The following is a 21,573-nucleotide window of genomic DNA, read 5'->3' as shown; positions in this document are numbered from 1 at the left end:
TTACGTAAATACGAACCAATTTTAGACCAGCCAGGCCAGCCATTGCATCCAGTTCTCAACCCAGAACAAAAACTTTGTGGCAAATTTAGCCGCCGGCGCCGATGATGGTTCCAGCGTCAGGCTGTTGTTATTGAAATTAGTGTCCATATATATCTTCTGCTTCGGGTCGACCGTTGCCGAAACAACCCGCGCGTTCTCGGTAATCGTAAACTGGCGCTGGCGGGCTTTCCCATCCCAGAACAGCATTAACGTCCGGCCATTTTCGAACTGCACCTGTATATCGACCGGCATCTGTCCGTCGCCATTGCGCATAACGGTAATGACGGACTGCTGCCGACCGTTCTGTCTGCGATTTTTCAGGCCGGTTAGCTCATAATCAACTACCTGATCCCCATAGAGCGCCTGCGCAAAAAACCAGTTCATATCAGGGCCATACTTACTGCCGAGTCGCTTCGAAACAAGCTCGTTCACGATGTCGATGAAGCTTTGGGCGTTGAGATGTCGGAACCGCCAGCGAATGAAGTAGGTCTGCATAATCTCGTCCATTACCTGCCGGCCCACCAGCCCTTCCAGCGTTCGTAGCCAGGTAGCGGTTTTTGAGTACGTCAACACCCCGTACTGACCTTCGGGCAACTGCCAGGTATTCCCAAACGACGACCCGACGGCTGGATTGTCCTGATGCACGTAACTGTCGCGCGAACTCTCCAGATCGCCCATGCGAAAACCCAGCAGATTGACCTGCGACGAGCGAACACCGTAGGTTGCGTCCATAATCCGGCCTTCGTAATATTGATTGAAGCCTTCGTCGAGCCAGGCCTCTTCAAACTCGTTGGACGCCAGCAATTGCATAAAGTATTGATGACCGAACTCGTGTACCGTAACCATCTCCGGCGCGCGAATACCTTCAGGTATGAACCAGGCCGTTCCGGCCGTAATAAAGGTTGGGTACTCCATACCGGCAGAACCACTGGCATGAACGGGCGGGTCCACAATGGTCAGATTTGGAAACGGGTATTTCCCCAGATGTTTGTCGAAATACGCCAGAGCCGCTTTGGCCGCCTTCAGATGCCGGTCGGCCTGATGCCGGTGTTCGGGCTGTAGCAGGAGTTCAATCGTTACGTGCTTCCACTTATCGTTGACAACCTGGAAATGGGGCGAAGCCGTCCAGGCAAAATCTACTACGTCTTCGGCATGCCAGCGCAGCGTTTTGGTCTCCCCCGGCCCAGTTTTCTCGCCCACCATTACCCCCGTTGCGCCCACCCAATATTCTTTCGGCGTTGTAATATTGACATCATAAACGCCATAATCGGCGTAAAACTCAGAGTGGGCATGAAACTGATGGCAGTTCCACTGGCCTGTTGTCGCGTAACGCGTGCCAGCGGGTTCATAAACCCCGATTTTGGGAAACCACTGCCCGACCAGAAAATAGTCGCGGCTAAAGCCCGTACGGGCGAAGATCTGAGGAAGTTTGGCCCGGAACTGAATCTCTAGTACAATCGTCTCACCCGGCCCAACCGGTTTGCTGAGTGGCACCCGAATAACCGTACGGTCGTCTTTGTTCCGGTCATCGGGCTGAATAAACTGATAAGCCAGCGACTCCGACGCGCCCGAGGTCGCGTGCCGTTTCATCGAGAGAATATCAATCGAACCGTACGGGTTTTCTGTAGCATTCCGATCAATGACGTCGCCCCGCAACTGCCCGCCCGACTCGCGCATGAACGTCGTTTTCTCGTTACGAAACGCGTTGAGATACAGATGAAACTGCAACTCCCGAATAACATCGTCGGACGGATTGCGCCAGGTCAGCGTTTCGTCGCCGACCAGTTTTTTGGTGGCCGGATCAAGCGTTACGTCAATCCGGTAGTTCGCCAGCCGTGGGCTAAGGGGCGTCGGGAAAGTTGGTCGGGGAACCTGAGCCAGTCCTGTCAGGGCTGTGCTAACGAGCAAAAAGAGAAATAAAGCAGCTTTCATCGGCGGCACCGGGTAGTGGCAAGGCTAAGTACCGAAAAAGCAGGCGGGTTTGCAACGGAATCAGCAGAAGCTACACGTAATGGTCAGGCAGGCAGCCCCCGTTAGGTCCTGAAGCCAATTAATTATCAGAAGTCTGTCCCCACTCCATACGTATCACTTCCTGTCGAATCAATTCGGCCACAGCAAGGACCATGGGTCTGGTTTCCTCCTGAAAATCAGCCAGAATAGCTTTATTACGTTCAGAAGAAATCTCACTACAGCCGATCAACTCACGCCTTAATAGCTCGAAGTGGATCCCATAGCATTTCACAAACTCAAGGATATTTTGGGGATTCGCAGAATGAGAAAGTGGCATGAAAGCAGAACGCAAAGCACCAGACAAGGGTAACGAACAGCTCAAAATTCATAAACATATAAAGTTTATGAATTTTGAGCTGGTTCATCACGTAAAGGCCTAGAAAGGAAGGCTGAACGTGGGTGGGGCGGTTATCTGCCGCAAAAAAAGCGTTCCCCTTTACGGTCGGCAAGAAAATTTCCGTGATTTCCCTTCCTCACATATCCGGGAATAAAGACATATTTGTCTGCATTGGCTTTTATCCATCCCCATCATGAGTCGTTATTGTCAGTTATATATCTGGTTATTAGTCCACTTGCTCTTCGGACTACAAACGGGACATAGTTATGCCGCCGTCCTGACCTGGCCCGACGCGCCCGACGGCCGACTGCACCGAATTGATACGAATAAAAAAACGCTGGAAGTCGAAACCAGACCGGGCATCTGGCAACTACAGGGCGTTATAGAACTGCAAGGTGTTGTTTCGGGTGAGTTTCCGTCACCCACCCGCGTTGAAAGCTTCCCGGTCGATTCGACTAATCGTCTCCTGCTGGTTAACTGTACGCAGCAGGTTTACCAATTCAATCGGCAGACAAGGCGGCTGGAACGATTGGATAAAACATTTTTTAGAGGCTATAACTGCCATTCGGCGAAGTTCATACGAAAGGGTATCCTGCACAGTTTCGGCGGTTACGGATTCTGGCATACAAACAACATTCTGGCGTATTACAAGGCTGCCACGAATGAATGGGAAAGTCTGAATTCTGCCACGAACGCGCCTGCCTCAATCTATCAGGGATTCAACGGCTATGTGCCCGAAGTCGACGCCTTTATCTCTGCCCTGAGCTTTCATCAGAATGACTCTGAGCACCAGGGCGGGTTTCACTGGGACGAGGGCGTCTATCAGTTCTCATTCGCCAGCAATACCTGGCGGAAGGTTGGGCAAACGTCATCAGCAGTGCGCGAACATCTACAATTCGATATTCTGAGCAAGGCGAGCTGGTTTCAGATTAACCGATACTTTATACTTTGCTTTTACGACAACCCGCTGACAACCTTTCTGGTGTTCGACGCGGTTCGTAACGAAGCCAGACTTTGGCGGGATACTGATAAATTGCTGGGTAATGTACTGGCTAATGGCGAGCGGGATGTATACCATAGTTATGTGTGGCAGAATACGCTGCATTTTCGCCGGAATGTGGCAGATAACTCAGAGGCAGGCGTTCGCATCATCAAGTTACCCATTGCTCAGATCTGGCGCGACGCCCGGCCTATTGGCGCTTTCTACGAAACCGAGGATAATTCTATCCTTTGGGCTGTCTGTACATTGGGGACTCTGCTACTGGTTGGTATAGGCGCTAACTTATTCTGGAGATTGCGGCACAAAAAAGCCGTAGCAAAGCCGACTCCCACTGCTCACCAGGAGCCCACCCGAATCAGCCAGTTGTCTGTTCTCAACCCGCAGGAAAAGGAAGTATTTGAGGCCCTGCTACGGGCGCAGACAACGGGCGGCATCAGTGGTGAACAACTCAATGAATTGCTGAAGATTACCGACAAAACCCTGGACAACCAACGCCGGGTGCGAGCTGACGTCATCAAAGGCATTAATCTAAAAATAAAGCTGCTCTGGGATATCAACGAAGCCGTTGAGCGAGTCCCTACAACGCTTGATCGGCGCATGTTTACGTATATACTTAATAACGAGGTGGTTAAAAAAATTGATGCGAGCCAGGAAAGCTAGATTTAACGCGGTTTTGTCTGACCGGTCTGAAGTTTGCCTCGTATTTTGTTACTTTGCGTCGGTTTACCCGGTTCCTGCAACAACTTGGTAATCACCACCGAAAAAATTGGCTTTTTCGTTGTTAACCCTTCTTATTTTCTGCAATGAGTACCATCCAAAGCATTCATGCCCGGCAAATTCTGGATTCTCGAGGCAACCCGACCGTTGAGGTAGACGTTCGGACCGAAAACGGTTTCTTAGGCCGCGCGGCCGTGCCGTCGGGCGCATCCACTGGCTCACACGAAGCGGTTGAACTCCGCGACGACGACCCGAAGGTTTACGTCGGCAAAGGCGTTCTAAAAGCCGTTTCCAACGTAAACGAACTGATTTTTCCGGAACTGGTCGGCATTTCCGTTTTCGAGCAAGGTATGATTGATAAAATCATGCTGGAACTGGACGGCACGCCGAACAAAGGCCGCTTAGGAGCAAACGCTATTCTGGGCGTATCGCTGGCCGCTGCCAAAGCCGCAGCTCAGGAAGCCGGTCTTCCTTTATATCGGTATATCGGCGGTGTTAACGCCAACACGCTGCCCGTTCCAATGATGAACATTCTGAACGGAGGCTCTCATGCTGATAACTCGATTGATTTTCAGGAGTTCATGGTCATGCCGGCCAACGCATCGAGCTTCTCGGAAGCCCTGCGGATGGGTACGGAAATTTTCCATACGCTTAAGAAAGTTCTGAAAGGTATGGGTCTGGCTACCAACGTCGGCGACGAAGGTGGATTTGCGCCCAACATTAAATCGAACGAAGAAGCCATTCAGACGATTCTGCAGGCAATTGAAAAGGCAGGTTACCGGCCGGGCGAAGATGTCTGGATCGCCATGGACGCGGCCAGCTCGGAGTTCTACGATGCCGACGCGAAAGTCTACCACTTCAAAAAGTCATCGGGCGACAAACTGACCTCGTCCGAAATGGCCAACTACTGGAAAGAGTGGGTGAGTAAATACCCAATCCTCTCTATCGAAGACGGAATGGCCGAAGACGACTGGGATGGCTGGAAGATGCAAACCGACGCGCTGAAAGACAAGAAAACTCAACTCGTGGGCGACGACCTGTTCGTAACCAACGTAACGCGCCTGCAGGAAGGAATCGACAAAGGCATTGCCAACGCGATCCTGATTAAAGTTAACCAGATTGGTTCGCTGACCGAGACAATCGACGCCGTAAATCTCGGCAAGCGGAATTCGTACAAGAGCGTTATGTCGCACCGTTCGGGCGAAACCGAAGACGCGACCATTGCCGACCTCGCGGTTGCCCTCAACACGGGTCAGATCAAGACCGGCTCGGCTTCGCGTTCGGACCGGATGGCGAAGTATAACCAGTTGATCCGCATTGAAGAAGAACTGGGCGAATCGGCGTATTTTCCCGGATTGAAGTTTTAAAACGACGTAAGGCGGTACGATGAATGACTAAGTGCCATTTATCGTACCGCCTGTATCCTATATAGTCATGCTCAATCGTCTCTTCCGCTCCGTTCGTAATTTTTACGTGGCCACGGGCTTGGCATTGCTGGTCTGGATGCTGTTTTTTGACGCCAATGATCTGGTTACGCAGGCCCGGAACTGGTGGAAACTGCACGAGCTGGAAAAGGAAGCGACGTATTATCAGGAGCAGATTAGCCGCCTGCAGGTTGAACGGCGCGAAGTGCTGGGCAATGACCGGCTTCGCGAAAAATTCGCCCGGGAGAAGTACCTGATGAAAAAGCCGACCGAAGATGTGTTTGTCATCGTCGATGAACAGAATGAACCGATTGAGAAGTAGTAAGCTGATTGTTTGCTGAAGATCGCCACTATGCTTTCCGTGCTTTTCGTTTGTTACGGCAACATCTGCCGGTCGCCGGTAGCAGAAGGCGTATTTCGGTCATTAGTAGCCGAAGCCGGGCTGAGTGAGCTGCTTCATTGCGATTCGGCCGGTACCTCATCGTTTCACTTGGGGCAGTTACCCGACCGCCGGACCCGCGAGAACGCGCTTGAGCACAATCTGACTCTCACCCATCGCGCCCGACGCATGACCGGCGAAGACTTGGCCCAGTTCACTTATTTTGTGGCGATGGACGAGGCAAACCTCGAAGCCATTGAAAAACTGAACTATCGAAGCACCGGTCTGCATACAACCGATACCATTTTTCTGCTGCGCGAATTTGATCCGCAAGTCGGCGACCAACCAGACGTGCCCGATCCTTATTATGAAGGCCCGGAGGTATTTGAAGAAGTTTACCAGATCTGCCTGCGCTGCTGTCGACAGTTACTGGTGTACCTTGCGCAGCAGCATGAACTTGACTATGTAAAGAGCGAACGAGTGAATGAATGAACAAGCGGCTCTCATGCGTCAGCTTTTCACTCATTCGCTCTTCTGCTTTTTCACCCGTTGCATATGAACAAAAAGGTCATTCTTATCATACTTGATGGCTGGGGGATTCCCCTCAAGCCCGAAGTATCGGCCATCGAAGCGGCCAGTGTCCCCTTCATGCGGTCACTTTACCCGAAATACTCCAACAGTCTGCTGGAAGCCTCTGGACTGGCGGTTGGTCTGCCGTCCGGGCAGATGGGCAACTCGGAAGTAGGCCACATGAACCTCGGCGCGGGTCGGGTCGTGTATCAGGACCTGGTCAAAATCAACAAGGCAGTTGATGAGCACACATTAGATACCGAACCTGTCCTGACTGACGCCCTGAATTACGCCAGAACGTCGGGCAGGAAGGTTCACTTTATTGGTCTGGTTTCCGACGGGGGCGTTCATGCGCATATTGACCACCTCAAAGGGCTTCTTTCGATTGCTCAGAATCACGGCCTGACCAATGTCTTTGTCCATGCCTTTACCGACGGCCGCGATACCGACCCAAAGAGTGGGGTTGGTTTTCTGACGGAACTACAAGGGCACATGGCCGCAACAACCGGCCAGATTGCCAGCGTTGTGGGCCGTTACTACGCCATGGACCGCGACAACCGCTGGGAGCGCGTTCGGGTGGCTTACGACGCTATGGTTCACGGCACCGGTCAACCAGTTTCGCCGGATGCCGTTACGGCTGCGTTGCAGGCTTCGTATGATGCGGGCGTAACCGACGAATTTGTGAAGCCAATCATCGCAACCAGAGCCGATGGCTCGCCCATAGCGGTCATTGAAGACGGTGACGTAGTGCTTTGCTTTAACTTCCGGACCGACAGGGGCCGCGAAATTACGCAGGCGCTGACCCAGAAAGATTTTCCGGAGCAGGGCATGAAAAAGCTGGCGCTGAATTACGTTACCTTGACCAAGTACGACGATGACTTTGAAGGCGTCAAAGTCATTTTTGAGAAAGACAATCTGCAGAATACGCTGGGTGAAGTTATTGCCGGCGCCGGCCGGAAGCAGATTCGAATTGCGGAAACAGAAAAATACCCGCACGTTACGTTTTTCTTCTCCGGTGGCCGCGAGGAACCCTTTACCGGTGAGAAGCGGATTCTGTGCCCGTCGCCAAAAGACGTTAAAACCTACGATCAGAAACCAGAAATGGCCGCTTATGACATTCGCGATGCTATTGTTCCTGAGCTGCAGAACGAGGAAACCGATTTTATCTGCCTGAACTTTGCCAATACCGACATGGTGGGTCATACGGGCGTTTTCGAGGCTGTTATTAAAGCGGCTGAAACCGCCGATGCCTGCGCCAAAGCCGTTACGCAGGCGGCCCTGGATCATGGTTATTCAACGATTATTATTGCCGATCATGGCAATGCTGAGTTCATGATCAACGAGGATGGCTCGCCCAATACTGCGCACACCACCAACCTGGTTCCGTGCATTCTGGTGGATAACGATTACCAACCAAAGCTAAACAACGGTAAACTTGCTGATATTGCACCCACTATCCTGCACCTGATGGGCATTCCGAAACCGCCCGAAATGACAGGCATCAGTTTGATAAACGAATAGATATAAAAAAGCCGCTCTGACCAATTCAGAGCGGCTTTTTTATGTTAATGGTTATTACATATCCAGCAGGATTCGCGTTGGATCTTCTAGAATCTGCTTCACACGGACCAGGAAGCTCACGGACTCTTTACCGTCGATGATGCGGTGATCGTATGACAGCGCTACATACATAATCGGCCGGATCACAATCTCACCGTTAACGACCACGGGCCGCTCAACGATGTTGTGCATACCCAGAATAGCCGACTGCGGAGCGTTAATGATCGGCGTTGACAGCATGGAGCCGAACGTACCGCCATTCGTGATGGTGAACGTACCGCCGGTCATCTGCTCGATCGTCAGCTTATTGTCCCGGGCCAGACCAGCCAGCCGCACGATCTCTTTCTCAATCTGGGCAAAGCTCATCTGCTCAGCATTCCGAATCACCGGAACCACAAGGCCCCGGTCGGTCGAAACCGCGATGGATACGTCGCAGAAATCGTTGTACACGATTTGATCGCCATCGATCTGGGCGTTCACGGCCGGGAACTCCTTCAGCGCAATGCAGACGGCTTTCGTGAAGAACGACATAAACCCAAGGCCCACACCGTTTTTCTCTTTGAACTTATCTTTATACTTATTGCGCAGATCCATGATCGGCTTCATGTCCACCTCGTTGAAGGTAGTGAGCATGGCCGTTTCATTCTTCACAGCGACCAGTCGGCGTGCAATCGTCCGACGCAGCGAGGTCATTTTCTCACGGCGCTGTTCACGATTACCCGAAGCAGCCGGAGCGGGTGCCGGTGCTGACGGTTTAGCCGCAGGCTGGGCAGGAGCCGTTTGTGCCGGAGCGGGCTGGGCTTTCAGCGCATCTTCCTTCGTGATACGTCCACCTACACCCGTACCCTGAACCTGCTGGGCCGAAACGCCTTTTTCGTCCAGAATTTTGGCGGCTGCGGGCGACGGATGATTAGCCGCGTAGCCCGGTTGCGCGCTACCATGCTGACTCGATCCGTTGCTTGACAGAGCCGTAGTCTGCTGCGGTGCTGGCTGAGCAGGAGCAGGTTGGGAAGTTCCCGCGGAAGCACCCGTTTCAATCTTGGCAATCAGCGCACCAATGGGCAGCGTTTCGCCTGCCTGCGCTACAATCCGGAGCGTACCGGCAGCTTCGGCAGGAAGCTCAAACGTAGCTTTGTCCGATTCCAGCTCGCACAGCACTTCGTCCAGCGCTACCTGATCACCGTCTTTCTTGCTCCACGACGCAATGGTCACTTCCGTAACGGATTCCCCTACGGCTGGTACTTTCATCTCAATCACACTTGAGCCAGTTGCTACCGGCGCAGCAGCCGGTTCTGCCACGGCCTGAAGTGCTGGTGCTGACTCAGCAGATTTTGCGGGTTCAGCTTTGGGCGCTTCGGCCTTTGCCGGTTCGGTTGAAGCAGGCGTTGCGGCCCCATTGGAGGCAGCCGCGCCATCGTCAATAGTGCAGATGCTGGCTCCAATGGGAAGCACGTCGCCTTCCTGCGCCAGAATATGCAGAATACCGTCTGATTCGGCCGTCAGTTCAAACGTTGCCTTATCAGAATCGAGTCCGCAAAGGACGTCGTCCATTTTCACCTGATCGCCTTCTTTCTTATACCAGGTGCCAACGGTTACTTCAGTAATGGATTCCCCTACAGCGGGGATTTTCATATCAACGGCCATATAGCAGTTAGTTGGTCAGTCAGTTAATCAATCCGTATTCATCGAAAATCACTTCACGACTGCACTGACTGACCAACTGATCGACTATTAGTTATTCAAAAGCTCTCCGAACAATATCGGCTTGTTCCTGGGTATGCACTTTAGCGTAACCAGTGGCCGGCGAAGCAGCCGCTTCGCGCGAAATGATCGGCAGGTTTAAGCCAATACGCAGCAGATACGTCCAGTAGCCCATGTTCTCGGGTTCTTCCTGTACCCAGAACATTTCGGCTTTTTTGTACTGGTTCAGAATCGCATCCAGCTGCGTTTTGGGCAGCGGAGCCAACTGCTCCAGCCGAACAATGGCAACGTCGGTCCGCTGATCGGCCTGTTGCTTATCCAGCAGATCATAGTAAATCTTGCCCGTACACAGCAGCACCCGTTTCACCTTTTTGGGATCGGCATAGTTGTCGCCCAGCACCTCCTGGAACGAGCCTTTGGTCAGGTCTTCCAGGGGTGAAATGCACTTCGGATGCCGTAACAGCGATTTCGGCGACATCACAACGAGCGGCTTGCGGAATGGCCACGCCAGTTGCCGACGCATCAGGTGGAAGAAGTTGGCCGGTGTGGTAATGTTGGCCACCACCATATTGTATTCTGCGTAGAGCTGCAGATAGCGTTCGGGCCGGGCATTGGAGTGCTCGGGCCCCTGGCCTTCGTATCCATGGGGCAAGAGCAGCGTTACGCCATTCTGGATACCCCACTTCGATTCAGCAGCGGCAATAAACTGGTCAATGATCAGCTGAGCGCCGTTCGAGAAATCACCGAACTGAGCTTCCCAAATGACCAGCGCATGGGGGTTCGCCATTGCGTATCCGTACTCAAAACCGAGTACACCATACTCCGACAGCAGCGAGTTATAGACCTGGAATTTCTGCTGACCTTCCCGAATGTGATCCAGCGACGAATAAGATTGATTCGTTTCGACATCGTGCAGCACGGCATGACGATGTGAGAACGTTCCCCGCTGTACATCCTGCCCACTGAGCCGAACCGGTTTCCCTTCAACCAGCAGCGAACCATAGGCCAGCAGTTCGGCCGTACCCCAGTTCACCATTTTTGTCTCGGTCAGCATTGTCTGCCGGTCTCTCAGCAGCTTATCAATCTGCTTAAGCGGCTTAAAGCCTTCCGGAAGCTGAACCAGCGCCTTGCCAACGGTTTCGAGGGTTTCCAGCGAAACGCCGGTTTCAGGCGAGTGAGTAAAATCCTGTGGTTCGGCGAACCGAAGCTCCGCCCAGTCCAGGTCTAACCGCAGGGGTTTATAGGGTATCTCGGCCTTCTGCTTTACGCGGTCGAGCCGGTCCTGCAACTGCTTTTTGAACTCGGTATCCATGCGGTTGGCCAGCTCGGCGTCCACATCACCCCGTTCAATCAGTAGTTTGTTATAGAGTTCGCGCGGATTGGCGTGCTTGTCGATGATGTTATACATCGTCGGCTGCGTGAACTTCGGCTCGTCGGACTCGTTATGTCCATATCGCCGGTAGCAGACCATATCGATAAACACATCCCGGTTGAACTTCTCCCGGAATTCAACCGCCAGCTTGGCGCAGAAAATGACTGCTTCCGGATCGTCGCCGTTGACGTGGAAAATAGGCGCGTCAATGATTTTGGCGATGTCGGAACAATAGATGGACGACCGGGCGTCTTCGAAGTCGGTCGTGAAACCAACCTGGTTATTAATCACAAAATGCACCGTACCGCCGGTCTGATAACCCGCCAGCTTGGCCATCTGCGTCACTTCATAAACAATACCCTGTCCGGCCACGGCGGCATCGCCATGAATCAGGATAGGCATAATCTTGGTGAAGTCGCTGTTGTATTCTTCGTCGGCCTGTGCCCGTACGAACCCTTCAACAACCGGGTTCACGGCCTCCAGGTGCGAGGGGTTTGGCGCCAGCTTAACGCTGATCTGCTTGCCCGACGGGGTTTCGGTCAGGCTGGAATAGCCCAGGTGATATTTTACGTCGCCATCGCCCTGCACCTGCTCCGGTACGTTTCCTTCGAAACCGTCGAAGATGCTCTCGTAGGCTTTGCCAAGGATATTAGCCAGAACGTTAAGCCGCCCCCGGTGCGCCATACCGATCATCACCTCTTCAACGCCCATGTCGGCTGCGGTCCGAATAATTGCGTCCAAGGCCGGAATGGTTGTTTCGCCCCCTTCGAGCGAGAAACGTTTCTGGCCAAGATACTTTGTTGCCAGGAAGTTTTCGAAAACCGTGGCTTCGTTCAGCTTTTCCAGAATGCGCTTCTTTTCATCGAGCGTAGGCATGAATACCAGCGCTTCTTTCTCGATCTTGTTACGCAGCCAGTTCTTGACATCCAGTTCGCGGATGTACATGTACTCGAAACCAATATTACCCGCGTAAATCTTGCGCAGCGATTCCATGATAGTTCGCAGCGTTGCGGGGCCAATACCGAGCAGCTTACCCGATTCAAACGTAGTGTCGAGGTCGGCGTCCGACAGGGCGTAGTCGGGCAGGTCTACGCGCGGCTGACGATCCTTGCGGGCGCGGAGCGGGTTGGTTTTGGCCAGCAGGTGCCCACGCGACCGATAGGCCTTGATCAGACTGGCTACGGATACCTCCTTTTCGGCATGGCTGGCATCAACCGGCTTTGGGGCCGTCTGGCTGCCGTTAGCCGAGGCAACAGCCGCACCATTTGTCTTAGCGGAGCCGCCGTTACCATTGGTTTTCTCACCATAGGTCAACGAAAACTCGAATCCTTTAAAAAATTGCCGCCAGCTCTCGTCAACTGATTGAGGGTCTTGCTTATAAGACTGATACAGTTGGTCTACGTAAGCCGCGTCGGAATTGGCGATATATGAGTACTGATCCATGACGGGGGCGCGTCGTTGTTTTGACTCGCAAAGGTAGCGTATCAGCCAAACAGTTGACCGCAAAATTTAGGGTTTTTATCTGGCTTCCTCTTGATTACGACGCCCTTGTTGGTATAACAGCGTAAAGTCGGGTTTAGTTGATGGTTACTCCAATGGTTCAGAAGTCGGTTTGTTGCGTTCCTGACAGAGTTCGATCAGTACGCCGTTCGTACCTTTCGGGTGCAGAAAACAAACCAGTTTATTATCTGCACCGGGCCTGGGCGTCTCGTTTAAAAGCATAAACCCTTCCGTTTTTAACCGTTCCATCTCGGCCAGAATATCATCGACTTCAAACGCGATATGGTGGATGCCCTCCCCTTTCTTTTCCAGGAAGCGGGCAATCGGACTGTTGGGGCTGGTCGCTTCCAGCAGTTCGAGTTTGGTTTGATTGACCCGAAAGAACGAAGTTGTTACGCCTTCCGACTCGACGGTTTCGGCTTTATACGGTGCAGTGTTCAACAGCTTCGTAAAGAGATCATTGGATGCAGCTATATTGCGTACCGCAATGCCAATGTGTTCTATATTGGTGAGCATAGTATCGAGCTGGCGGATACAGGAAAGAACTTTTCCGTCCGGCCGAAAGTTAGTAAGTTAGCATTGATTTGCGCCAAATCCGATTCCATTACGACCATGGTTACTGTCTCAGAGATCGCCAAAAACAAAATCGTTGAACTCCGCCAGAAAGACGGCCTTGCTGAGGACTACGCTATCCGCGTGGCTGTGCAGGGCGGAGGTTGCTCGGGCCTGATGTATGAATTGCAGTTCGACGCTACGCAGCAGCCGACGGATCATGTTGTTGAAGATAAAGGCATTAAGATTCTGGTTGACCGGAAGAGTCTGCTGTATCTGGCCGGCACTGAACTCGACTTCTCGGACGGTCTGAATGGTAAAGGCTTCCAGTTCAAAAACCCCAACGCTACCCGTACCTGCGGATGCGGAGAGAGCTTTGCTGTGTAGCCTGCAGAACCGACCACCTATGCTTTTCGTATAAGGCTGCTTTGCAAAGCAGCCTTTTTTTGGCCGACCAGCTTAAAGTTCGGCCCGCACCTTTTTTGCCCCGGCCACCATATTGGCCAGTTTCTGTCTGGCGGCCCAGCGCGCCGTCTGACTCAGGCCACAGTCAGGCGCAACGGCCAGTTTCTCCGCAGGAACGTAGGGCAGACACTTCCGGATGCGCTCGGCTACGTCGTCGGGCGTTTCGATGTAGTAGCTCTTGACGTCGATTACCCCAACGGCTACATCAAATTTCTCGGAAAACCGCTCTAGTAGGTTGACCTCCGCAAAATTCAGAATCGTCATCTCGGCGTGAAGCTCGTCGACGGCCATATCCAGAAAATCGGGCAGCATGGGTGCAATCGTCTTTTTACCGACCGACCGGCCTTTATAATTACCGAAGCAGAGATGCATGGACAGTCGGGTTTTACCCACGCCCGGCGCGACGGTACGGTTGAAAATATCGACAAACCGCTTCGTGTCCTCGCGGTAAGCGTAACAGGACATGGAAGGCTCATCGACGCAGATTTCAGGCACCCCGAGCGCAACCAGGTCGGCAATTTCCTTGCGCACCAGCGGCAGAAGCGCTTCGGTCACTTCCCAGCGGTCTTTATATAAACTACCCGGCAGCAACCGACCGCTGAGGGTGTAAGGCCCCGGAATCGAAACTTTTAGCCCCTGCCCTTCGGGCGCTAACCGTTTCAGCCGCTGGTATTCCTCAACTACGCCCAGACCTCTGGGGGCCGTCAGTGGCTCTACGATATTGTGCTTTCCCCGCTGGTCGTGGGCGGGCGGCCCAAACCGACGCAGTTCCGTCTCGTTGTTCTGAATGCCGTTGATGTAGCCGTAAAACGACAGGTTAAAATCGAAGCGGGTTTGTTCGCCATCCGTAATGACATCTAATCCGGCAGCAACCTGATCATGAATGGACGCCACGACGGCGTCTTCAATCATTTCATGAATGTCGGCCGGCCCAAACTGATGAAGATTCTGGCTGGAAAACTCCAGCCAGCCGGGAAACGGCATGGAGCCGACGACCGTGGTTTTGATAGGAACGGGTTGCAAGCGGGTAGTACGTTATCTGGATTAACCCACACCGTGGGCACAGAACCAAGAGACCTGCCCCCGGCGAAACTACTGATTTGGTCACCCATTCATTAGTTCAACCGTCAGAATGGCTTTCTGCCCAGAACTTTTTTGAACACTTCTTTCAGCAGAACAGGCAGGGTGAAATTGTGGCTGACAGCGTACCGAAACTTTCCTGTATTTATCGTTTCGATCGGCCGGCCATTCTCGCTATGTTGAATCACCTTACCGGTAGCAATATTGACGACATGCCGCAGATTAAGGTTGTTGGCGAACATATCCGAGAAGCGGGGCGAGTAATACATGCAGCCCTCAAAATAATAGTGCGTTACCTGCGACCAGCGCGTTACGTTTCCGCCTTTGATGGGCATGCCGCCGTGTACCAGATTGGACGACCAGATCAGCACATCGCCTTTCTGCATATGGATTTCCTGCCGCTGATAGCCGTTAGTTTCCATAAATTCCTCCATGAACTCTTCGTAATGAGGGTATTCGGCGTAATTTTCTTCGGCTTCGATACCAATGTCGAAGTAGTTAAACTCTTTCTGCCGGTGCGACCGGGGATAGTAAAACAGCGGCCCGTTATTGGCATTGGTTTCTTCCATAGCGACCCAAACGCCACACATAAACCGGGCCGGTACGCTGCTGAAGTGGATGGTATCGGAATGAGCACGCTGCTGGGTACCGAATTTAAAATTGAGCGTTTGAAAGGGAATCGGCTCCCGTTCATACAGCAGCCGAAGAACGTCGAAAATCTGCGGCTGACTGGCTATTTCCCGCACCGATGCATACTTTTTCCAGAGGTCCTGGTGCCGGCTGGGTTGTTCGCCCACATTGGCGGGATATTCTGATTCTATTTCGCGGAGCGTGCGGTCAATGAGGTCGTGGCTAACCTGCTGATGAAGTAGCAAAAAACCTTCACGGTTGTAGTGAACAACTCTTTCGCGCTGTTCCGGCGTCAGGTTTCTTTTCAGTAATAAATCATTGAAGAAGGGAGATTCGACCCACGGCAGATTCATCTTCTGCGCTACGGCGACGTTTTTCATAGTGACTTCGGTGTATAGGGAAGGAACAGTTATTGAGATAAGATAAATTATTGGCGGTTAAGCCGGTTCAACCGCTTTTTGGGCGGATGCTTAATTTATTAATCGGTATAAAACCTGCCCTTTACGTTTCTCTACTCCGTTAGGCAGTACTCCCACCACAACATTTGTTCCATCCGGTCAAACAGCCGAAAACCGTTCTTCGACAGGACTTTCTGCGACGCTACGTTCTCCACGTCCGTATCGGCCACAATACGCCGGACGTTCGGTTGCTGAGCCACCCAGTTCATCATGCCACCAACCATCTCGCTCATGTAGCCCTGTCGCTGAAAGGCCGGGTAGGTGCCGTAACCGATCTCGACAGTGCCGGTTTCGTCGGGTTCGCCCTTAAATTTGGCTTCGGCAACAATCTGCTGGCGGTCCCGGTCAATGGCAATCCAGAGCGTATGATAAATCGGATTGAAAGCCGGGTCTTTCAGGCGCGGAATGGTAAAATGGACTATGATACTCAGCAGCGGTTCCACCACACGCCGATAGCCCGGTTTTAGGTTCAGCGTCTGCTCAAGTCTATGGTTATCGGCAACGTAAAGCCGAAGCTGGTCGAGCGTCAGAGGTAATAAGGTCAGACGGGACGTTTCAATCATAACTCAGCGCTCGTTCCGCTTACGTAGCTCGCGACGCCTACGTTTGCATACAGTTTTGCCAGCCGGTGCGCATGTTCGTCATACGCCGACTCAAACAGCTCGACAGCCCGCTGCGCCCCTACTACGACGCCCGCACTCAGAACTTTGGGCGGCTGACCGGCTTCGGTCAGAAGCCGAGCCACTTCAGCTTTAATACAATTTATGAGCACAGCCCCGCCTACTGTGCTGCCCGGCGCTACGGGCGTATCCAGCCCCGGCACGGTCAGCATAGCGTCGCCAACGGGTGCACCGGTATCTAGAATCAGGTCGGCAAAAGCACCAAGTTTTTTTCCATCGGTGCGTTTGCTGAGGCTTTTTTCGGAATGTTCCTGTGTAAGTAGGGCAACAACCTTAACCCCTTTCTGCTGAAACAGTTCGGCCATTTCGATGGGCACGATGTTGCAGCCCGACGACGAGATGACGAGCGCCGAATCCTGCGCCGACAGATCGTAGTTACGTAGAATTCGGTCGGCCAGCCCCGGCACGTTTTCCAGAAACATCGCCTGCCGCTGCCCGTTCGCCCCGACAACGAGGTTATGAAAGGTTAGGGACAGTTCTACAATGGGATTAAAGCCCGGAAACGAACCGTAGCGCGGCCACATCTCCTCGACCATAATCCGGCTGTGACCCGACCCGAAAACATGCACCATCCGTCCCGCCAGAATCGTATCCGCAAACCAGCGGGCTGCCTGCTGAATCTGCGTTTCCTGCGCTTCGACGGTGTCGAGAATCGCCCGGCATTTTTGAATGTAAGTCTGAACCAAGAGTTTTCGAGTTTAGGAAGCGAACACCAGCTGTTGGAAAGCCGGATGATAATATCAGGACAGGAAAGGTACGTATCCGTTTGCTTATCCAATGTCCGGTTCAGACTGAACGGCAAAACTTGCGGCACCAATGGCACCGGCCATATCGCCGAACTGAGCAATTTTAATGGGTGTTGTCTGACCACCGGGCCGCCATTCGTATAAAGCCATAAATTCGGCCAAGGGTAATAACAGATCGTCTTCAGCCTGCGTAATACCTCCGCCCAGCACAACCAGATCAGGCGAGAAACAGTTGATAAGCGACGTAATGCCCACGGCCAGTTTCTGAACCGACGACAGCCAGACCCACTGGGCAAAATAATCGGCTCTCTTATAGGCTTCGAGAAGTTGGTAGGTAGACGTAAACCGCCCCAGCGACCGACGTTCAATAGTTGCGTTGCCGATAGCGTCTTCCAGACTTCCCGGTGCGCCCGTAATGTCGCGGTCCCCACTCGAATCAACCGTCATGTGCCCAACGTGACCAGCTTTCTGGAAATTACCCTGGTAAAGTTTGCCATCGATCAGAACCCCGCCCCCAACGCCCGTGCCGAGCGTGAGCATGACAACATGTTTATGACCTCTGGCCACGCCAAACCGCGCTTCGGCCAGCAAAGCCGCGTGCGCATCATTGACGACATGGACCCGACCGTTCAGGAAGTGCCCCCAGTGCAGACCTTCCAGTCCGCTCAGCCGACCGGGCATGAACGCAATGTATTGATTTGTTTCATTCGGCAAACCGGGGGCCGATAGCCCCACAGCCCGTACAGACCCGGCTGCCTGCTGGCGCAGAGCATCAACGGTTTCGGCAACGGCCTGTTTCCAGTCTTTTTCGCCGTTGGTCGGCTGGTAGAGTTGCCTGAGAACCTCTCCGGTGTCGATATTCACCAGCACACCTTTAATCCAGGTGCCGCCCAGGTCAATGCCGATAGCGTTCATAACTGCCCTTCGCTAACGCTCCAGCCGCCGTCAACGGTCAGAACCTGCCCGGTTGTGAAGCGCGATTGGTCGGACATAAAATAGACAGCCGCCCCATCGAGGTCGCTGGGCTTACCAATGCGACCACCGTCGAGCGGCTGTTTTGTCTTTGTAAACGCCATAATGGCCTCATTGGTGGTTGCTCGCTGCGCCATGGGTGTTTCAACCAGGGAGGGAGCCAGCACATTGACCCGAATATTGTCGTTAGCGTAATAGGCCGCCACGGACTTGGTGAACCCGATCACGGCCGACTTCATGGCGGCATAGGCATGGGTGGCAAAATAGGTCGGCGAGGGCGACGAGCCCAGCACCGAACCCATGTTCAGGATAGTACCCCCCGTTTTCTGCGCTCGAAACGCCCGGACAGCCGCCTGATTCGACAGCATGAGTGAAGTCAGGTTCAGGTTGACGGTATAATTCCAGCCGTCTAGCGTCAGGTCGTGAAGCGGGCCATCGCCAAACCGGCGGCCACTGCCACCGGCTACGTGATAAAGCCCATTGAAACCACCAAAAATCTGCTGACAGAGCGTAATGGCTTTCAAAGCGGTCTGCGGATCGCCCGCATCGCCCGACATGGCTAAGCCGTTGCCATCGAGCTGAGCCTCAGCCGCCGTACAGCTTTCCGGATTACGTCCCACCACAATCACATTTGCCCCCTCACGGACAAATGCCAGCGCAGCCGAAAGACCCATGCCGGTCGTGCCACCAATAACTACGATTCGTTTATTCTCTAACCACATTGTTCTTACCGTGTACTTCGTAAATTAATCGACTACAACCGGCAATTTATTTGGATTAACCGATCAAATGCCCTCCAGCGTAATTATTTACAATCTAGCTCTGTTAGGGCAGATCATGCCAGATCCCGCTCAATGATTTTGCCGGTGGCCTTTTCTTTTAAAATTAGCTTATTCCGGCCGTCGTGGGTCATCTCCTGTTTAATCAGGTAATGATCGGCGTCATACTCGGTGAGGGTGGTTTCCTGGGTTAGCCCTTCTCTGCCGCGCCAGACGGGTAGCTGTACCGGCTCCCACTGCTTCGTGCTGGCCGACTTATAGGCCGCATCCAGAATGGCATTTACTATATACCCATCGTAGAAGGTTTCGGCGGGCGGGCGACCTTCTTCCGCCGACACGAACATATCCGTAAACATGTGATTGTAGCCCAGATCATTGACTTCGTCGCCAACGGGGAAGAGCCAGCCGGTGTTACTTTCGGCCTTCTCGGCTACGTAATCGGCGCCTTTGCCGGTCGTGAACATCTCGAAGCCCGTCCGCAGGAAACTATTAATCCAGATTGTGCCTTCGGTTCCCATGACCTCGTCGCGCAGATCCATTCCGCCCCGGAAGGTCCAGCTCACTTCAAACTGACCAATCGCGCCGTTTTCGTATTTCACCAGCGCAATGGCGTGGTCTTCGGCCTCGATGGGTTTCACCTGGGTAGCGGCCCAGCACATCACTTCCACCGGCTTTACGTCCTTTCCGATGAAGTTACGAGCGATTTCGACGCAGTGGCAGCCCAGATCCAGCATACAGCCCCCGCCGGCCTGCTCCTTATCCCAGAACCAGTTGGAGTGCGGCCCCGGATGCGTTTCGCGCGATTTGGCCCAGAGAATTCGGCCAAGCGCGCCGTTCCGTACGCTATCCATCGCTTTCAGGAATTTGGGCGTATAGCACAGGTCTTCCAGGTAACCCCCGAAAATACCGGCTTCCTCAACCAGTTGCATCATACGTAACGCTTCGTCGGCGGTGCGGCCCAGGGGTTTGGTGCAGACTACGTTTTTCTTGTGTTTGGCGCAAAGTTCAACAGCCGCTGCGTGCAGATTATTCGGCAGGGCAATGCACACCATATTGACATCCGGATGCGCAATTACCTCTTCCATATTGGTCGACAGGAACGAGCAGCCGTAATCGTCGGCGAATTTTTTGGCGGTTTCTTCACGGCGGGCGTAGATGGCGACGACTTTGTCGCGACTGCGCTGACCGTGGAGTGAATCGGCATAGAAGCGGCCAATGAAGCCGCCACCGAGCATAGCAATACGTTGCATAGAGAGGTCGAAGGGGTTAGATACTGCTCCGCGGCCAACCTGGAGTTAGTCAAAGCAGAACGTTTGTGCTGTACTTTTACGAAACTAAAGCCGATTCTGCCTGCCGATTACTTTGACCCATGATTGATTTTTTTGACATCAATACGCTTTTCTTTACCATCTGGGATTACCCCATGAGTTATCTGGAGTTCTTTGGGGTGGTGAGTGGCGCAGTGGCGGTCTGGCTGTCGGCGCGGGCCAACGTCTGGAGCTGGCCCATTGGCGCGGGCAGCGTTGTGCTGTTCTTTTTCCTGTTCTACCAGATTCAGCTTTACCCCGATATGTTTTTGCAGGTGTTTTTCTTCGTTACGAACCTGCAGGGCTGGTGGCGGTGGACTCACCCGAAACGCGGTGAAGAAAATAAAGACCAGGAACTTCGCATTACGCGTATGCCTGTGCGCCGGTTTCTAGTCTGGACCGTAGCGGGCATCGTGGCAACCGGTCTGCTGGGCACTTTTGCCAGTAACCTGCACGAGTGGTTTCCGGTCCTGTTCAGCACGCCCAGCGCCTTCCCGTATCTGGATTCGTTTACAACAGTCATGAGTATCGTCGCTACGTTTCTAATGATCGAGAAGCGCGTGGAGTGCTGGTACGTCTGGCTCGGTGTTGACGTCATTCTGACGTATATGTATTTTGTGAAAGGCGTCAAATTAGTTGGCGTTGAATACTTTGTTTTTTGCTTCATTGCCGCGCTAGGAGCCTGGAACTGGACGCGGGAATACCGGGGCTATTCTACCCAACCTCTGTCGTGATGAGTGAGAAAATAGCGCAGCCAGTTAGTAAACTTTGCCTGTTCGGCCCCGAAAGTGTGGGAAAGACCACCATGGCTCGGCAGTTAGCAACCGAGTACCAGACCGTTTTTGTGCCCGAAGTTGCCCGCGACCTCATTACCTCCAATGAGTTCTCGTTAGACGACATTGTCCGCATCGGGCACGCGCAGACCCAGGCCGTACTAGCCGCCGAGCAGAAGGCCAACCGCATCTTATTTTGCGATACCGACGTAATAACCACGCAGATTTATTCGGATATTTATCTGGGTCAGGTGCCGCCCGTTCTCTATGAACTGGAGCAGCAAATTCAGTACGACGCCTACGTTTTGCTGGATATTGATGTGCCCTGGGTGGCCGATGGATTACGTGATCTGGGCCACCGACGAACCGAACTAATGACTCGGTTTAAGACTGAACTTGACCACCGTAACCTTCCCTACGTCCTAGTAAGTGGCTCATACTCAGAACGTCTTACTACCGTACGTCAACTGGCTGATCAACTTCTGAACGCCCCCGGTTCCGTATAGTAAATTAATCAGTACA

Annotated in this window: 19 protein-coding genes; 8 read left to right on the top strand and 11 right to left on the bottom strand. The window is 53.1% G+C overall.

Translation table 11 applies throughout. The features are described from left to right. Window positions 1-21: 21 nt before the first annotated feature. Window positions 22-1,971 (bottom strand): M1 family metallopeptidase, encoded by a 1,950-nt coding sequence (locus tag HNV11_RS03800; RefSeq protein ID WP_171738398.1) that lies wholly within the window; start codon window positions 1,969-1,971, stop codon window positions 22-24. Between the two features lie 608 nt (window positions 1,972-2,579). On the opposite strand from HNV11_RS03800, the gene HNV11_RS03795 reads away from it, so the two are divergent. The 5 genes from HNV11_RS03795 (at window position 2,580) to gpmI (ending at window position 7,997) form a co-directional block, all read left to right on the top strand. After that, window positions 2,580-4,046, top strand: coding sequence for a hypothetical protein (locus HNV11_RS03795; RefSeq protein ID WP_171738397.1), 1,467 nt, complete (start codon window positions 2,580-2,582; stop codon window positions 4,044-4,046). A gap of 143 nt (window positions 4,047-4,189) precedes the next feature. After that, on the top strand, window positions 4,190-5,470 hold the full coding sequence (eno, locus tag HNV11_RS03790; RefSeq protein ID WP_171738396.1) for a phosphopyruvate hydratase: 1,281 nt from the start codon (window positions 4,190-4,192) through the stop codon (window positions 5,468-5,470). Window positions 5,471-5,537: 67 nt separating this feature from the next. After that, window positions 5,538-5,849: an FtsB family cell division protein gene (locus tag HNV11_RS03785; protein ID WP_171738395.1), complete on the top strand. Its 312-nt coding sequence runs from the start codon at window positions 5,538-5,540 to the stop codon at window positions 5,847-5,849. A 30-nt stretch (window positions 5,850-5,879) separates the two neighbouring features. After that, complete coding sequence (locus HNV11_RS03780) at window positions 5,880-6,398, top strand: low molecular weight protein-tyrosine-phosphatase (RefSeq protein ID WP_171738394.1); 519 nt, start codon at window positions 5,880-5,882, stop codon at window positions 6,396-6,398. A gap of 63 nt (window positions 6,399-6,461) precedes the next feature. Continuing rightward, the gene (gene gpmI, locus HNV11_RS03775) at window positions 6,462-7,997 is read left to right on the top strand and encodes a 2,3-bisphosphoglycerate-independent phosphoglycerate mutase (RefSeq protein ID WP_171738393.1); all 1,536 of its coding nucleotides are present in this window, start codon (window positions 6,462-6,464) and stop codon (window positions 7,995-7,997) included. A 54-nt stretch (window positions 7,998-8,051) separates the two neighbouring features. On the opposite strand, the gene odhB is transcribed toward gpmI, so the two are convergent. The 3 genes from odhB to mce form a co-directional block, all read right to left on the bottom strand. Beyond that, window positions 8,052-9,680: a 2-oxoglutarate dehydrogenase complex dihydrolipoyllysine-residue succinyltransferase gene (gene odhB, locus HNV11_RS03770; RefSeq protein WP_171738392.1), complete on the bottom strand. Its 1,629-nt coding sequence runs from the start codon at window positions 9,678-9,680 to the stop codon at window positions 8,052-8,054. A 91-nt stretch (window positions 9,681-9,771) separates the two neighbouring features. Beyond that, window positions 9,772-12,552, bottom strand: coding sequence for a 2-oxoglutarate dehydrogenase E1 component (locus tag HNV11_RS03765; RefSeq protein ID WP_171738391.1), 2,781 nt, complete (start codon window positions 12,550-12,552; stop codon window positions 9,772-9,774). A gap of 144 nt (window positions 12,553-12,696) precedes the next feature. Next, window positions 12,697-13,125: a methylmalonyl-CoA epimerase gene (mce, locus tag HNV11_RS03760; RefSeq protein ID WP_171738390.1), complete on the bottom strand. Its 429-nt coding sequence runs from the start codon at window positions 13,123-13,125 to the stop codon at window positions 12,697-12,699. A gap of 96 nt (window positions 13,126-13,221) precedes the next feature. Between mce and HNV11_RS03755 the strand changes: the two genes are divergently transcribed. Beyond that, entirely contained in the window at window positions 13,222-13,548 is a 327-nt protein-coding gene (locus HNV11_RS03755; protein WP_171738389.1) for a HesB/IscA family protein, read from the top strand. A 72-nt stretch (window positions 13,549-13,620) separates the two neighbouring features. Here the strand turns inward: HNV11_RS03755 and HNV11_RS03750 are convergent, their stop codons facing one another. From HNV11_RS03750 to HNV11_RS03720, 7 genes are all read right to left on the bottom strand, one after another. Beyond that, window positions 13,621-14,649, bottom strand: a complete 1,029-nt coding sequence (locus tag HNV11_RS03750) for a methionine synthase (RefSeq protein WP_171738388.1) — start codon at window positions 14,647-14,649, stop codon at window positions 13,621-13,623. A 104-nt stretch (window positions 14,650-14,753) separates the two neighbouring features. Next, window positions 14,754-15,716, bottom strand: coding sequence for a phytanoyl-CoA dioxygenase family protein (locus tag HNV11_RS03745; RefSeq protein WP_171738387.1), 963 nt, complete (start codon window positions 15,714-15,716; stop codon window positions 14,754-14,756). 131 nt (window positions 15,717-15,847) lie between these two features. After that, window positions 15,848-16,357 carry a GNAT family N-acetyltransferase gene (locus tag HNV11_RS03740; protein WP_171738386.1) on the bottom strand — a complete coding sequence of 170 codons (510 nt, stop codon included), beginning with the start codon at window positions 16,355-16,357 and terminating at the stop codon, window positions 15,848-15,850. Continuing rightward, window positions 16,354-17,160, bottom strand: a complete 807-nt coding sequence (locus HNV11_RS03735; RefSeq protein WP_171738385.1) for a sugar isomerase domain-containing protein — start codon at window positions 17,158-17,160, stop codon at window positions 16,354-16,356. Before HNV11_RS03735 ends, HNV11_RS03740 begins: the two co-directional genes overlap by 4 nt. An 84-nt stretch (window positions 17,161-17,244) precedes the next feature. Beyond that, on the bottom strand, window positions 17,245-18,135 hold the full coding sequence (locus HNV11_RS03730) for an ROK family protein (RefSeq protein WP_171738384.1): 891 nt from the start codon (window positions 18,133-18,135) through the stop codon (window positions 17,245-17,247). After that, the gene (locus tag HNV11_RS03725) at window positions 18,132-18,914 is read right to left on the bottom strand and encodes an SDR family NAD(P)-dependent oxidoreductase (protein ID WP_171738383.1); all 783 of its coding nucleotides are present in this window, start codon (window positions 18,912-18,914) and stop codon (window positions 18,132-18,134) included. The genes HNV11_RS03730 and HNV11_RS03725 overlap by 4 nt, the downstream gene beginning before the upstream one ends. A gap of 113 nt (window positions 18,915-19,027) precedes the next feature. Next, the gene (locus HNV11_RS03720; RefSeq protein WP_171738382.1) at window positions 19,028-20,221 is read right to left on the bottom strand and encodes a Gfo/Idh/MocA family protein; all 1,194 of its coding nucleotides are present in this window, start codon (window positions 20,219-20,221) and stop codon (window positions 19,028-19,030) included. A 119-nt stretch (window positions 20,222-20,340) separates the two neighbouring features. On the opposite strand from HNV11_RS03720, the gene pnuC reads away from it, so the two are divergent. Together pnuC and HNV11_RS03710 are read left to right on the top strand one after the other, a co-directional pair. After that, entirely contained in the window at window positions 20,341-21,012 is a 672-nt protein-coding gene (pnuC, locus tag HNV11_RS03715; protein WP_171738381.1) for a nicotinamide riboside transporter PnuC, read from the top strand. Further along, complete coding sequence (locus tag HNV11_RS03710) at window positions 21,012-21,557, top strand: AAA family ATPase (protein WP_171738380.1); 546 nt, start codon at window positions 21,012-21,014, stop codon at window positions 21,555-21,557. Before pnuC ends, HNV11_RS03710 begins: the two co-directional genes overlap by 1 nt. Window positions 21,558-21,573: the final 16 nt, after the last annotated feature.

Source organism: Spirosoma taeanense, from assembly GCF_013127955.1.
In the GTDB taxonomy this organism is placed as follows: domain Bacteria; phylum Bacteroidota; class Bacteroidia; order Cytophagales; family Spirosomataceae; genus Spirosoma; species Spirosoma taeanense.
Note: the sequence above shows the minus strand (reverse complement) of the source record. Positions and strands in the feature narration are given on the sequence as shown.